10 protein-coding genes are annotated in these 14,493 nt (G+C 51.5%); 3 read left to right on the top strand and 7 right to left on the bottom strand.

The features are described 5' to 3' along the window. The 6 genes from AACZ40_RS22810 to AACZ40_RS22785 form a co-directional block, all read right to left on the bottom strand. A partial coding sequence (locus tag AACZ40_RS22810; RefSeq protein WP_339675970.1) for an HAD-IC family P-type ATPase occupies window positions 1-998 on the bottom strand: 998 nt, incomplete at its 3' end. A 224-nt stretch (window positions 999-1,222) separates the two neighbouring features. Further along, complete coding sequence (locus tag AACZ40_RS22805; protein WP_291175383.1) at window positions 1,223-1,939, bottom strand: divalent cation transporter; 717 nt, start codon at window positions 1,937-1,939, stop codon at window positions 1,223-1,225. 171 nt (window positions 1,940-2,110) lie between these two features. Next, a complete protein-coding gene (locus AACZ40_RS22800) occupies window positions 2,111-3,370 on the bottom strand; it encodes a cytochrome c peroxidase (RefSeq protein WP_291175381.1) in 1,260 nt (419 codons plus the stop codon). A 255-nt stretch (window positions 3,371-3,625) separates the two neighbouring features. Then, window positions 3,626-5,518 (bottom strand): ABC transporter ATP-binding protein, encoded by a 1,893-nt coding sequence (locus AACZ40_RS22795; RefSeq protein WP_291175380.1) that lies wholly within the window; start codon window positions 5,516-5,518, stop codon window positions 3,626-3,628. A 302-nt stretch (window positions 5,519-5,820) separates the two neighbouring features. Next, window positions 5,821-6,318 carry a hypothetical protein gene (locus tag AACZ40_RS22790; RefSeq protein ID WP_291175376.1) on the bottom strand — a complete coding sequence of 166 codons (498 nt, stop codon included), beginning with the start codon at window positions 6,316-6,318 and terminating at the stop codon, window positions 5,821-5,823. A gap of 111 nt (window positions 6,319-6,429) precedes the next feature. Further along, entirely contained in the window at window positions 6,430-7,389 is a 960-nt protein-coding gene (locus AACZ40_RS22785; RefSeq protein ID WP_339675965.1) for a DUF1559 domain-containing protein, read from the bottom strand. A 433-nt stretch (window positions 7,390-7,822) separates the two neighbouring features. Here AACZ40_RS22785 and AACZ40_RS22780 point away from each other — a divergent pair, with 433 nt between their 5' ends. From AACZ40_RS22780 to AACZ40_RS22770, 3 genes are read left to right on the top strand one after another with little or no spacing between them, the layout of a single operon-like run. Then, complete coding sequence (locus tag AACZ40_RS22780; protein ID WP_291175370.1) at window positions 7,823-10,903, top strand: PSD1 and planctomycete cytochrome C domain-containing protein; 3,081 nt, start codon at window positions 7,823-7,825, stop codon at window positions 10,901-10,903. Further along, entirely contained in the window at window positions 10,896-12,353 is a 1,458-nt protein-coding gene (locus AACZ40_RS22775) for a DUF1501 domain-containing protein (RefSeq protein ID WP_291175369.1), read from the top strand. Before AACZ40_RS22780 ends, AACZ40_RS22775 begins: the two co-directional genes overlap by 8 nt. Further along, window positions 12,350-13,288 (top strand): alpha/beta hydrolase, encoded by a 939-nt coding sequence (locus tag AACZ40_RS22770; RefSeq protein WP_291175368.1) that lies wholly within the window; start codon window positions 12,350-12,352, stop codon window positions 13,286-13,288. Before AACZ40_RS22775 ends, AACZ40_RS22770 begins: the two co-directional genes overlap by 4 nt. Window positions 13,289-13,291: 3 nt before the next feature. Here AACZ40_RS22770 and AACZ40_RS22765 read toward each other — a convergent pair whose 3' ends face one another. Next, window positions 13,292-14,407 carry a terpene cyclase/mutase family protein gene (locus AACZ40_RS22765; RefSeq protein ID WP_291175367.1) on the bottom strand — a complete coding sequence of 372 codons (1,116 nt, stop codon included), beginning with the start codon at window positions 14,405-14,407 and terminating at the stop codon, window positions 13,292-13,294. Between the last annotated feature and the right edge of the window lie 86 nt (window positions 14,408-14,493).

Genomic DNA, 14,493 nt, shown 5'->3' with positions numbered 1-14,493 from the left:
GTAAGCTGAGGTTCGCCGTAGGTCAGGGTTCCTGTTTTATCGAAAATAATCACGCGACAGGTATCTGCTGTTTCGAGTGCGGTAGGATCGCGAACAATGATTGCCCTGCGTGCGGCAAGTGAGATGGAGCCGATAATGGCTACCGGGATCGCAATCAGCAGCGGGCAGGGTGTAGCGACCACCATCACGGCGAGAAAGCGTACCGGGTCCCCGGAGATGATCCAGGCAACCAGCCCGATCAGCACTGCCAGGGGTGTGTACCAGGCACCGAGCCTGTCGGCCAGTCGTCTCATTCGCGGACGATGCTGTTCAGAGGTCTGCATGACCTGCATGATCTTGGCATAGCGGGAGTCGACAGCTCGTTTTTCCGCGCGGATGATCAGAGCTGATTCACCGTTGATGGCTCCAGAAAGTACCTGGGAGCCCGGCGTTTTGGACATCATATATGGCTCCCCGGTGAGATAGGATTCGTCCATCACGCCATGTCCTTCGATGACCGTTCCATCGACAGGACAGATTTCATGCGGAAAGATGGCCAGCGTATCATTGATGGCAATCTGATCGAGGGAGGTATCCTCGACGCCGGTGTCCGTCTTTTTATGGGCAATCGAGGGCATGCGTTTGCTGAGTGCCTGCAGGACGGATGAAGCACTCCGGACAGCATAAGCTTCCAGGGCTTCACCGCCGGACAGCATCAATACAACCAGGGAACCGGCCAGGTATTCATCGAGCAGCACGGATACAACAATAGAGATTCCCGCCAGCAGGTCGGAACCAAACTCGCGATGAACCATCTTGACCAGCAGACCCCAGACCAGCGGTGTCCCTCCCAGTGCCAGTACGGACCACAGGGGAAGATTTTGAATCCATTCTGCGCTGCCTGTTCCAAACCGCAGGATCAAATGGGCTGTGATCATGATGATCGTAAAAACAGCAATCAATGTTTCCAGAGATTTCCAGACAGCTGAACCCGCTCTCGTTGGATTAGAGTTCGACACACTTATCCCTTTAAATATGGAAAATCCAGAATATTATGAAGGCAGATATTGAGGAATCTGGAACGCGTCACATTTAATCATAGCGTCTCTCAATCTAATAGACTCGGCCCCAATGGCTTTGGAGACGCTAAAGTCATACGGGACACAGTCTAATATAGACTGGAATTTCCGAGTGTAAACAGACGAGATAGCAGAAGGGGAATAAACAGGAGATTCTCTGGTCGTCAGTCGATGATCATCTGCGCGATCAGTCCGAAAACGAAGCCAATCACTGCGCCGAGGGAAGGTGCCCAGCGTCGTTCGAGTTGCGCCTGCGGTGCGATATCCTGAAACGTCAAATAGAGAATGCCTCCTGCTGCGAAGAGCATGATCAGGCCCACCAGTCGGGGAATGGAAGCCAGGAAGTAAAAACCGATGAGCCCGGAAACAGGTCCCAGCAGAACCAGCAGACAAAATCCGGGCAGAATCATCGATTTTCGCATGGTCGATGAACTGGCCAGTTCGCGATAGGCATTAAAACCCTCAGGCAGGTTTTGCAGACCAATCAGGATGGCAAGCAGTAAGCCCACTGAATGGCTGTTGGTCGCGAAGGAAGCTCCCAACGCCATGGATTCCGGAACAAAGTCGAGCAGCAAGGCAAGCAACTGCGCAGCAGAACTGCGATGCGTCGCCAGCCAGATGTCGCAGAACATAAAGCAGATTCCACCTGAGAGTATGGCGAGAGAAGCAATCCAGGGTGGTTGTTCGGAAATACCTTCCGGTATGAGGACCAGTGCGACCGCAGCCAGCAACACACCCCCTCCAAAGGCGATGACCGAGTGGCGAAATTCGTCTTCCAGCCATTGAGGATGTATGTTTTCAATTTTGGCAAGAAAGCCGCCGACAGGAATCGTGATACCTGCGAGTGTAGTCAGTGCAATGACTTCCCATACGTCAGACAAAGCAAATCCTTCTCAATAAAACAGCGCTGTTATTCAGGTACGATCATTGTCAAATGATACCAGAATTGCGGAATGCGCAACATGAAACAGAAACCGTCAAATTGTCAGCATGCAAAAAAAAACAGCCCGGGTAGGAAACCGGGCTGTGAGGGACGAAATTGATTGAGTCAATTATTGGGGCAGCCGACCTGGTTCCACTTTGGTGAAAGGACCGCTACAGGCTTTCATAAACGCGACCAGGTCTTTTTTATCCTGTTCTGTCAGATTCAGCTTTTTGATTTTATCACTTAGATAGGGATTCGGATCGCCGCCTTTGTTGTAATGTTCGACAACTTCCTCAAGAGTTTCCAGTGATCCATCATGCATGTAAGGTGCACTGAATTCAACATTTCGGATAGTTGGCGTTTTGAAGGCACCTTTATCTTCTTCTTTTCTGGTGACTTCATACCGCCCCAGGTCTGGCTCTTTGGCAGACATGCCAATTCCCAGGTTGTGATACTTTTCATCAGCAAGGTTAGGGCCCAGATGACAGGCAGAACAGTTTACCTTCTCACTGAAAAACAGATCCCGACCTCGTTTGGCACTTTCTGACATGGGGTGTGCTTCAGCGAGTTTCAGAGCGGCGGTATATTCTGCTTCAAAGTCTTCCAGGTCTTCTTTATCCAGTTTCAGGAAAGGACGCAGTTGTTCATGATAATCGAAGGGAGAAGGGCCAGACACCAGGGTGCGTTCGAAAGCGGCAATGGCTTTTCCAATGTTGTCAATGTTGACGCCATCGTTGAAGATTTTGTGGAACTGAAGTCGGTAGCCGGGAATCTCCTTAATGGATTTCACAACCGCTTCATGAGTGTGTCCCATTTCAATCGGATTGGCGATCGGACCAACGGCCTGCTCTTCCAGTGTGGCAGCACGGCCGTCCCAGAACTGAGGACCACTCAGAATCCGGTTGTAACTTACAGGTGAGTTACGTCCTCCTTCAAGGTCCTTGATTCCGATACCAAACTGCGTGTGCCGACCAAAGCCTTCCTCAGGGTGGTGACAACTGGCACAACTGATGGTATTGTCAGAAGAGAGACGCGTGTCAAAATACAACTGTCGTCCCAGTTCGACTTTGGCGCGTGTAAGCGGATTCTCTTTGAGGCCGACAATCTGGGCGGCGCCGGCGTTCAAGCCCAGCGGCAATGTGATTTCCAGAACTTCATGGTTTGCTGGATCGCCCAGCCAGTCTTTGATCTCTTTTTCCGTCAAGGGACCTTTGCCGGGAATCCCCGAAGTCAGTTCTGCTGTTCCCAGCATGACCTTATTTGATTTCGGGGCTGATGTTTTCTCTGCAGCCTCTAAACGGTATTGTGAAAGAAAGCCAATCATCATTCCGCAAACGACGCTGAATTTGATAATCGATTGACAATGACTGAGAACCATGGATTTCATGTGAATTTGTTCCTTTCCGGGCTGCTCCCGGTTTTATCTCGCTGAATGATTCAATTGACTGTGAATCGTTGATTTCAGATAAACATGTCAGTAACGAACGGTAAATGGTCCGTTTTAATTCTGGTGGGATCGTGATGCGCTCACGATAAAGGTGTGATATATTGAATTATAAACATGCGAAAGGGGGATTTCAATTTGAAAAAGCGACAAAGGTGTCCAGAATTCAGGAAATCAAATTTGCCATTCAATATAGTTTCAGGATACTTCCGCCGGGCTGGTCTGCAGCAATACCATCTCTTTGTATTTTCCCCCTGCTTCCATTAAGGAGTCATGTGTTCCGCTTTCGATGATGCGTCCCCCTTCGAAAACGATAATACGACTGGCGTGCGTGATGGTGCTCAGGCGGTGGGCAATGACAAAGCAGGTGCGATCCTGCATTAAGGTTGTGAGACTGTCCTGGATAAGTCGTTCACTTTCGGTATCCAGATTGCTGGTGGCTTCATCGAAAATTAATATTTTGGGATCAGCGAGAATGGCGCGGGCGATTGCCAGTCGCTGGCGTTGTCCACCACTGAGTTTGACACCACGTTCCCCGATAAGCGTCTGATAGCCGTTCGGTAAAGTTCTGATAAATTCGTCTGCATTCGCGATTTCTGCCGCATATTGAATCTGTTCGAGTGTCGCTTTACGGTTTCCATATCCTATGTTTTCCGCGATCGAACCATCAAACAGAAAAACGTCCTGTTCCACCACGCCGATGTGATTTCGGTAACTTTCCACATCGAGATCAACCAGGTTCCTGCCATCGAGCAGGATCCGACCCGACGTGGGATCGTAGAATCGGGCCACCAGATTGCAGAAGGTGGTTTTACCGGCGCCACTGGCGCCTACCAGTGCAATGGTTTCGCCGGGAGCAATATCGAGTGAGACTTCCTGGAGTGCATATTGCTGAGAATTCGGATACTGAAAGCTGACATTCTCAAACGTAACCTGACCTTCAATTTCGGCTTTTGTAATGGACTGCGCGGTTGCCGATTCCATTTCGCGCGGTTCGTCCAGCAGGTCAAGAACGCGATCAAAGCCGGACAGACTGTTCTGGAACTGGGCTGCACTCTGTGCGAGTACCGCGAGGGGACCGAGCAGCATCAGCAGGTAAGCCAGGAACATGACCAGGTCTCCCAGAGTTAATTCTCCCTGCAGCACCTGCCAGCCCCCATACAGGAGCAAACATGCTGAAGCTACGGGAATGATCGTTTCCCAGACGATCTCAATAAAACGCGACCACCACCAGGCATACAGTTCCTGGCGTCCCATCAGGTGATTTCCTCTCAGAACGCGACTGGTTTCAGAACGCTGGCGTCCAAAAGCGCGGACCACGCGCATCCCCCCAAATGATTCCGTTGCCAACGCATCAACGGCGACCCGTTGCGCCCTGATTTTACGATGTTGCGGACGGATACGGCTGATCCATGTGCGGTGTGACAGATAGACCAGTGGAACGAGAAAGAGTGCTCCTAACAGAAGTCGCCAGTCAACCCAGGCAAGGATCATCAGACTACCCAGCAGCTGGATGATGGCACGACAGGGATTGTAAAGCATGCCGAACACGAGTTCTCCCACACTGCCGGCATCTTCGCGTAAGATACTTGCAGCGCCTCCCGATTTGAGTTCCTGTACGCGATGCAGGGGCAGTCGAACCGCTTGTGCGAACACATCCTTACGGACTTTCATCTGAATCATTTTGGTCACGCGTGTGGCATGCCAACGTCCCCAGATCTGCAGTCCAATACGAATCAGGGAAATAATTATGACGGTTACCGTAATCGAGACCAGCATCGGCCAGGGTTCCTGCGGGAACCATGCCGGCATAGATGGCGGGAGCGGCTTTTTGTCGAGCACATAATCCACGACAAATTTGGTTGCCGCCGGCGGAATCAAAGCGAGTAAGGTTGCCACCGTTAAAGATAAGAGAGACAAAATCATTGCCCCGCGATGAACTTTCAGCAGCCCCAGAAAACTTTTTACCAGTTCCCAGGAAGAACGGTCGCGTTTGGCGGCGGGTTTTCCCCGGGAAGTGCTGTGAGCTTCCAGAAATTCTTCTTTATATTCTTCAAACTGTTGACGACTTGAAGTCGAGTTCGTGCTCATGGAATCTCTTTGTCTTGATGATCTCTGCAAAAACAGGTGATGGGAGGCAGGTTAATCGAAATCAGGTATAAACAGCCTGATCACATTATATTCAGTAGCGCGTATGAAAGCGAACTGAACGCTGCAATCAGCGGGGAAAGGCAGGGGATCGAGTTGTCTATTCAGCCAGTTCCGTTCGGGGAGCTTGAATCAGACACTTTGAAAACACGCAGGGGGTCTGTTTTCAAGATCGAGGAAGGCATTAAAACCAGAAACTGCTGCAGTACAGATGTAAGTACTCGATACTGCAGCAGTGAAACGGATTACTTCGTAATCGGGTCTTTGGGTTTATCGTCTGTGAGTGGGAAATCAATGGTATTGGATTTGTCGGCAACCACAGTGGCGCGCAGGCCGGACTTTTCGAGGTCTCCATACCATTCCGGGATAACAGATTCTGGCCCTGCGTTTCCATCAACGGCATCTTCCGGCAGCCCAGATCCACCAGGACTGGTGAGAGCGGTGATCATGATTTTATAATCACCGGGAATAACTCCGTCATCATCAGTAAACGTTCCCATTTCATAGGACCCATTCCGATCAATCTTTCCCTGGGCGGAGGGGCCTCCGTTAACGGGGATGAAAACGAGTGAGCCGATGCTTAACGGTTTACCATTATAGGTGACTTTGCCGGAAACTGTGGAACGTGCAGGATGACCATCACCACATCCATACGCAGTCAATAAGACGAAGCTCAACAGCAGCGGAAGCATGCCGGACCATTTCCGGCGTTCCTGCGAGATATAAAAAAACAAAAGTTTCATTGCTGGCACCTTAAGTAGAGAATCACTGATCACTTCTGCCAGATTATCTTAAATCCAGGAGCGAAAGCATGTTGTTATTTTTCTTCTATCTGTCTCATTCAACAGATAGGATTAGTTCCACTCGCCAAGGACTTCTCCACCAGCGCGTGTTCCTAATGCTTTCAGTAATCCCAGGTCAATGTTCTCGCTGATGAAATGCACTGATCCATCAGCCATCATGAAATGAGCGCCTCCTACATGGTAACTGGTATAGGGGGTGTGATTGGTTCCAAAATCGCCTCGATAGTTGATGGGGAACTGAATATTCTTACTGTCTAAAGTCAGACGCTGAGTATTAACATACCAGTAAATTCCCCAGGTCCAGGGTTGGATACCACCCCAGCCTGCTTTCATCGCAGAAGACCAGCCTTGCGAAGACGATGATTCCCCCAGCAATATGGTGTTCGAGACACCGTCTGTCGCATCGCGGAATTTTGTGTTGCTGAGCGGGTACATTAGCCCGGTGTTTGCCCACCGATAGTTATTCCCGTCTGAGGGATTAGTAACATCTTCGATGCGACCTGCGCATCCGCGATAGTGTAACGCACCATGTCCTACAATCCATGGCAGGGTGCTGCTTACAATGTCAGGAGAGCGATTTCCTAATGCCGAGGAAGGGCAGGCGAGAACCGGAATGGGACCCCAGACCTGATTGGAACCGTTGTGGGGAGCAGTATCGTATCGCCATGGACCGAGCTCGGTAATGGGATTAGGCGAGAATACCTGCATTGCTTGAAGACGTGTTGCTTCATCGATGTAAGGAAATATTTTAGGAGCCCAGCCCATATGGTATCCCCCTCCAGGGTAGGAGGGAGTGGGATGACTGCCGTTAGGTAAGCTGGTGAAGGTGTCGTGATAGTTGTGAAAGGCCAGCCCCAACTGTTTCATGTTGTTCTTGCATTGAGAGCGACGAGCCGCTTCACGCGCCTGTTGGACCGCCGGCAGAAGCAGGGCAATCAGAATCGCTATGATTGCGATGACAACGAGTAATTCAATTAACGTGAATGCGCTTCTTCGGGATGATTTGCCCATGGTTCATTTCCTCATATAGAATTAATATGGTATGGAAAAAGGAAATATTGAGCGGCTGGAAGATCGAGTCGCTTATTTTAAATCATGTTTTAATTTCATAATTAAGATTAGATAAATAAGGAACCTAAACAAAATGGTATACGAAGTTAGAGAGTTGTCAAATCTTTTTTAGTAAATCTGACTGTCTATGGTTTTTTAGAGAGAGGATTACGTTTTAATTGTCTAATTTCGTGCGTTGATTTGTCGTTTTCAGGATAAAAGTTCGCTCAACCTCCTGGTTTCGGGGAAACCGCTTGTATTCAGATCTGACCTGCTGTTTCTGAGGGTTTCTCTGGACCTGAGAGAATGTCGAACGTAACATGAATTCTATAGCCCTGCACCGAATCCTTTCTCAATTCTCCTTCCCTGCCTTGAAAGACCGTATTGAATATTCATGACAGACCTGTCCAGACTGATCTTTGTATTACTATGTGCTTTAACCGGGAATGTGGTCTGCGCAGCGGACAAGATCAACTTCAGCCATGAAATTCTGCCTATTCTTTCTGATCGCTGTTTTCACTGTCATGGTCCGGATCCCACGCATCGAGAAGCTGATCTCAGGCTCGATCTCGTGGAAGCGGCGACCGAGAATCGGGACGGTACATTTGCCATCGCTCCCGGGAAGCCGGAGTTGAGCGAAGTTTTGGCGCGGATTACCAGTTCCGATTCGGATCTGTTAATGCCACCCGCTGATTCCCATCGCAAGCCATTAACGAAAAAGCAAATCGCCACCATTCGCCAATGGATCGCAGAAGGGGCACAATGGGGAAAACACTGGTCGTTCGAGCCACCGGTGAAAGTCGCGTTGCATGGGCAGGAAGCGAATCTCAACCCCATTGATGCCCTGGTCCAGCGAAAACTGACTGAAGCGCGGCTGACGTTTTCAGAACCTGCGTCCAGACGAACCCTGATTCGTCGGCTCTCCTTTGATTTAACGGGGCTGCCACCTTCAGTGGAGGATGTGGAAGCATTCGTCAACGACAATTCGCCTGACGCGGATTTGAAACTGGTTAATCGTCTGCTTAAGTCAAAGCATTATGGCGAGCGAATGGCGATGTGGTGGCTGGATCTCGCGCGTTACTCAGATACCGATGGCTTTCAGCAGGATTCTACCAGAACAAACTGGCCGTGGCGTGACTGGGTGATTCAGTCATTCAATGAGAACAAACCCTTCGACCAGTTTACGATCGAGCAGTTCGCCGGCGATCTGTTACCGGATGCCACAGACGAACAGAAACTGGCAACCTGTTTTCATCGGAATCACATGACCAATGGAGAAGGGGGACGCGATCCGGAAGAATCGCGGGTCGATTATGTGATCGACCGGGTCAACACGACGGGTACCGTCTGGCTGGGGTTGACCCTGGGGTGTTGCCAGTGTCATTCACACAAGTTTGATCCCATCTCACAGACGGACTACTACAGTCTGTATGCGTTTTTCAACAGTATCGACGAAGATGGCAAAGCCGGCAATCGTGCAAAGCCTTATCTAAAATATCAATCGCCGCTGGCAGAACGTGCGGTCCTGGAATCTCAGCAGGTCGTTGATCAGCGTAAGCCGCTGGAAGCAGCGGCGCTTCAGCAGGCGAAACAGGAATTTGAGCCGTGGCTGATGGAGCAGATGCAGCGGGTAGAAAACGGGTTTACCGCCTGGCATCTGCCGGAACTGCGCTCTGTCAAGTCGGTTGAAGGAACCGTACTGACTGCAGAGAAAACAGGCGTGATTCAAGCCAGCGGCCCGACACCTCGCCAGGACGATTATCGACTGGTGGCGGCGACAGCCTTACCTCGTATCACAGGCTTGCGTCTGGAGGTCTTTCCACATGAATCGCATACTGGAGGGAAACTGAGTCGCGGGGATAGTGGTGAATTTATTCTGACCGATGTCAAACTTCAGGTCCGCCGTGAAGGAAGTTCTCAGCTGAAAGACATCGACTTCGTCTCCGCGATTGCCGATGTCGAAAAAGACGTCAAAGGCCGCAACTACGGGAAAATCAAAGATACACTCGACGACGATCCCCGCAATGGCTGGACGACCGAAACCCATGATGCGCAACAGAAACATGTCGCCGTCTTCGAACTGGCAGAGCCCCTGCAGTTAGAGGAAAGCGAAGAACTGATCTTCGTCATGCTGCATCGGTCCACAGAAGGTGATGCGAATATCGGCCGCTTTCGAGTGATGCTGACCGATCAGCCTGGGCCTGCCGTTCGTTCACTGGAGCCTATGCCTTTAGAGGTGCTCGCTGCAGCAAATCTTAAGGAGCCGGAAAAACTCGAACCGAAACTGAAGCAGCGGCTGCTGGATCAGTTTCTGGTAGATCATGATTTATATCAGCAGCGTAAAACAGAGCTGGATCAGGCCCAGGCACAACTGGCACAAGTGAAAAAAGGGGCCGGCGAGCTGAATGTGATGGTGCTGGCAGAACGTCAGGAACCCCGCCAGACATTTGTGCTGGAACGAGGCGTCTGGGACAAGCACGGCAAACAAGTCACACGATCGGTCCCCGCTGCGGTTCTACCTCTACCAGCCGAACAGACGAAAGACCGGTTGGACCTGGCAGAGTGGCTGGTCTCACGACAGAATCCGTTAACGGCGCGCGTTGTTGTGAATCACTTGTGGCAGATCTCTTTTGGAACGGGACTGGTACGTACACCTGGTGACTTTGGACTGCAGGGGGAGCTACCGACTCATCCGGCGGTTCTTGACTGGCTGGCAGTGGAACTAATGGAGCATGATTGGGATCTGCAGCATATTCTCAGGTTAATCGTGACCAGCCGCACGTATCAGCAGCAGAGCAGCCTCACCGCAGAACTGCTGGAACGTGATCCGGAAAATCGTCTGCTGGCACGGGGGGCTCGCTTTCGCTTGCCCAGTTGGATGATTCGCGATGCGGCTCTGCAGGCCAGTGGTCTGCTCAACCCGGCACTGGGAGGGCCTCCCGTGATGCCTTATCAACCGCCCGGTGTCTGGACCGAAATGTTCATGGGGCGTTTCCGCTACGAACCCAGTCAGGGCGCAGCCCAGTATCGACGAAGTCTGTATGCATTCTGGCGTCGTTCCAGTGCACCCACATTCCTGTTTGACAGTGCACAGCGTCGTGTCTGTGAAGTACAGCCCCGCCGAACCAATACACCTCTGCAGGCTTTAACTTTACTCAATGATCAAAGCATGCTGGAATCTTCGCGAGAGCTGGCACGCACGGCGATTCAGCAGAAGAGAACCACAGAGGAACGTCTGGATTTCATCGCACAGCATATTCTGTCGCGAACACTTAAGCAGCAGGAATCAGAAGTTTTGAAACAGGAACAGCAGCAGTCTTTCACATTTTATCAGCGCAATCAGGATGAAGCATTGAAGCTGATTTCCAGTGGACAGCCACCTGTCGTCAACAAAGTTTCGCCTGACGAACTGGCCGCTTATATGGTGGTTGCCAGCATGGTCTTTAATCTGGATGAGGCGATCACCCATGAATAATCCATTTGAAAATACAGCACTTGAGGAGACCCGCCGCTATTTCCTGGGGCGGGGAGCAGGCGTCAGCCTGGGGGCGATGGCGTTCAGCCTGTTAGAAAACTTGCGCCGGGCTACCGCAGAACCGAAACAGAATCTCGGGCTGCCGGATCTGCCTCACAATCCACCGCGGACGAAGAATGTGATTTTTCTGACTCAGTCGGGTGGCCCTTCTCAGATTGAGCTGTTCGATCATAAACCGAATCTGATGAAGTGGGCAGGCAAGGAACTGCCTGACAGTATTCGCGGCGGACAGCGGCTGACAACGATGACCGCCAATCAGAAGCAACTGATCATGCCGTCCCGCACGAAGTTTCAACGGTATGGTGAGAGTGGTGCGACATTGGGTGAGTGGCTGCCTTATCATGGTGAAATCGCTGATGAGCTCTGTTTCATCAAGTCGATGGTCACTGATGAGATCAATCATGCTCCCGCGATGACCAAATTTCTGACCGGACATCAACTGCCGGGAAGACCCTCAATAGGTGCCTGGAGCAGCTATGGACTGGGAAGTGAAAATCAGAATCTGCCTGATTACCTGGTATTGATTTCGAAGATGAAGCGTCCCAGCGATCAACCATTGTACGATCATTACTGGGGCAGTGGATTTCTGCCTTCACAATATCAGGGCGTCAAACTCAGAAACGCGAAAGAGCCCGTGCTCTACCTGCGCGACCCGAATGGCATGCCCCGCAGTGTCCGACGGGGGATGTTAAACGGAATTTCGGAACTGAACCAGATGCGACTGAAACAGACGGGCGACCCGGAAATTGAAACGCGAATTCGCCAATATGAAATGGCATGGCGGATGCAGTCCAGTATTCCCGAGCTGAATGATCTGAGTGACGAACCGGAATCCACGTTTGAATTATACGGCCCCGATTCACGGCGGCCGGGAAGTTATGCGGCCAACTGTGTACAGGCCCGGCGTCTGATTGAAAGGGGCGTGCGGTTCGTGCAGTTATTTCATCCCGACTGGGATCATCACAGTCGTTTAAGTTCATGGTGCATCGCCCGTTGTCGTGATACCGATCAAGCGAGTGCCGCACTCGTCAAAGATCTCAAACAGCGTGGTCTTTTAGATGAGACACTGGTGATCTGGGGTGGCGAATTCGGTCGCGGTGTGGCCGGACAGGGAAAATGGGACAGTCCCGAAGGGGGCCGCGATCATCATCCTCGTTGCTTTACTACCTGGCTGGCGGGAGGCGGCGTCAAAGCGGGACTGACCTACGGTGCGACCGATGAATTCAGTTACAACGTTGCCGAGAACCCGGTTCATGTGCGTGATCTGCATGCGACTGTGCTGCACCTGCTGGGCATCGATCATGAACGATTTACTTACAGGCATCAGGGATTAGATTTCAAACTGACGGGCGTCGAACCGTCGCGCATCATCAAGGAGATACTGACATGAGACGGTTCAACAACACATGGTTATTCCTGTTAGTGGCTGGTTTGAGCCTTTGCTCGCTGGTTGAAGCACGCGAGCCGGATGCCGTGATTGATCTCTGGGAGCAGAACGCGCCGGGCGAAACCACGCGTGAGACTGGCGTCAAACTGGATCGGCGGGCGAACGAAAATCCACCCGCCACGCGCATCAAAGAAATCACTCGCCCGCAACTGAATCTGTTTCAGCCACCGGCAGAAAAACGCAACGGGACTGCGGTCCTGATTTTTCCAGGGGGTGGATATAACTATGTCGTGGCAGACAAGGAGGGATCTGAAACTGCTGAATGGTTGAATTCTCTGGGGATCACGGCGTTCGTTGCCCATTATCGCACAAAGGAACCGAAGCCTCGTGCGCAGACAGACGCCAGTCTGCCTCCCAGTTCGGAGCGGCCTTTACAGGATGGACAGCGTGCTGTCAGCCTGGTCCGTAAACGGGCTGCGGAATGGGGAATCAAGCCTGATCGGATCGGCGTGATCGGTTTTTCCGCCGGAGGTCAGGCAGCGGCTTTGATTTCCACCCGATTTGAAGAACGTGCTTATTCAGCGGCTGACGAGGTGGATGAGATTTCGTGCCGCCCCGATTTCAGTATGCTGATTTATCCCTGGCGGCTGGTCGACGAAAACACAGGCGAACTGAATAAGGTGTTGACGATTAATAAGACCACACCTCCGACGCTGATGATTCACGCGCATAATGACCATGCGACGCCCATCAGCAGCATTCTGTTCTACACTGCCTTAAAGAAAAATGGCGTGTCCGGCGAACTCCATATTTATGAGAATGGCGGTCATGGTTACGGGATGCGACCCGTGGAAGATTCAAACGTCGATACCTGGCCGGATCGCGCCGCAGACTGGCTGCGACAGCGATCTCTGGCTAATCCTGGTACAAAGGACTGACTGTCAGTCAGCCGCAGGTGTGGTTTCACAGTTTTTCAGTGCCAGCAGCGTGTAAGCGGTGACCAGGTTCGGGTCGCCTTCAAACCAGCGATTGGATTTGGAGTTAACCCAACTGCCGTTTTCCTGCTGGACTTTGAACAGGTGACTGGCAAGTTCATTTCGCCAGTCGTGTTTCTGTCCTTTGCTGTCCGTGACCTGTTTCAGTTCCGCGGTGTCGAGGGCTTTGGCAAACAGCTGATAATAGTAGTAGAGGCCATTGTCCCCCATGCCGGGATTGTTTTCGACGGTGTAGTTTTTCTGAATCCAGTCGAGGGCAGCCTTGACGCGTGGATCTTTAGGAGTCAGCCCGGCGTAGATCATGCTTTTGAGACCGGCGTAAGTCATACTTCCATAGGAGCGGAGGCCGCCGTCCTTGTTTTTCCCGGAAGGAGAAGCACCGCCGGCAGAGACGTTGTAATAGAAGCCGCCATCATTGATCTTGGCAGCGGCCGGAGAAGTATTGAATTCGCTTTCAAGATTCTGACAGCGGGAAACGAAAATGAGTGCTTTCTGAATATCGGGGTCATCGGCTTTTGCGCCGGCGGCTTTGAGGGCTTCAATCATGAAGACAGTATTCGAAAGATCGGGACGGCCTCCATCGGGGCCATAACCTGCACCGCCGTATTCCAGGTCGCTGGGTTTGATATCTTTGCTTTCGTCAAACTGCAGACTGCGGAGGAACTGTTCCGCTTTTTTGATCTGAGGAGTGTATTTGCCTGACTGGTTCGCATCCTGTAATGCCATCAATGCAACTGCTGTTTCGTAGCCGGAATGCTGACTGCGGGCGGAGCAGATACGCCCGTCTTCCTGACAGAATGAGACCAGTTTCTTTAATGCTTTGTCTACGGTCGGATCGGTCAAGGGGACGCCTGATTCAATCAGGGCCGAGGTAACCAGAGCCGAGATGCCCGCCGCTTCACTGAAGGTCCAGGTGCCGTCTTCGTTCTGCGAGTTCTTCAGAAAGTTGATGGCTTTGTCGCGGGACGCTTTTAGCTCTGCCGCATCCGGGCCGGCTGCCGAGAGAGGACTGACGTTCCAGCAGAGACAGCCGATGATCATCAGGCGTAGAAACCAGTACATTAGAATATGCTCCTGAATATTAAAACTGAGGTGCTCTGTAGAAAAGGTCTTGTCAGTTACAAGATCATGATGTTATGCGTGATGGT

Origin of the sequence: uncultured Gimesia sp. (assembly GCF_963972345.1) — a bacterium.
Taxonomy (GTDB): domain Bacteria; phylum Planctomycetota; class Planctomycetia; order Planctomycetales; family Planctomycetaceae; genus Gimesia.
This window is presented reverse-complemented; position numbering and strand designations above follow the sequence as displayed.

Bases quoted from the DNA above. Each gene is read 5' to 3' on its own strand.
- AACZ40_RS22800 (WP_291175381.1), bottom strand. From the start codon at position 3,370: ATGAAATCCATGGTTCTCAGTCATTGTCAATCGATTATCAAATTCAGC.
- AACZ40_RS22770 (WP_291175368.1), top strand. From the start codon at position 12,350: ATGAGACGGTTCAACAACACATGGTTATTCCTGTTAGTGGCTGGTTTG.
- AACZ40_RS22780 (WP_291175370.1), top strand. From the start codon at position 7,823: ATGACAGACCTGTCCAGACTGATCTTTGTATTACTATGTGCTTTAACC.
- AACZ40_RS22775 (WP_291175369.1), top strand. From the start codon at position 10,896: ATGAATAATCCATTTGAAAATACAGCACTTGAGGAGACCCGCCGCTAT.
- AACZ40_RS22790 (WP_291175376.1), bottom strand. From the start codon at position 6,318: ATGAAACTTTTGTTTTTTTATATCTCGCAGGAACGCCGGAAATGGTCC.
- AACZ40_RS22785 (WP_339675965.1), bottom strand. From the start codon at position 7,389: ATGGGCAAATCATCCCGAAGAAGCGCATTCACGTTAATTGAATTACTC.
- AACZ40_RS22795 (WP_291175380.1), bottom strand. From the start codon at position 5,518: ATGAGCACGAACTCGACTTCAAGTCGTCAACAGTTTGAAGAATATAAA.
- AACZ40_RS22765 (WP_291175367.1), bottom strand. From the start codon at position 14,407: ATGTACTGGTTTCTACGCCTGATGATCATCGGCTGTCTCTGCTGGAAC.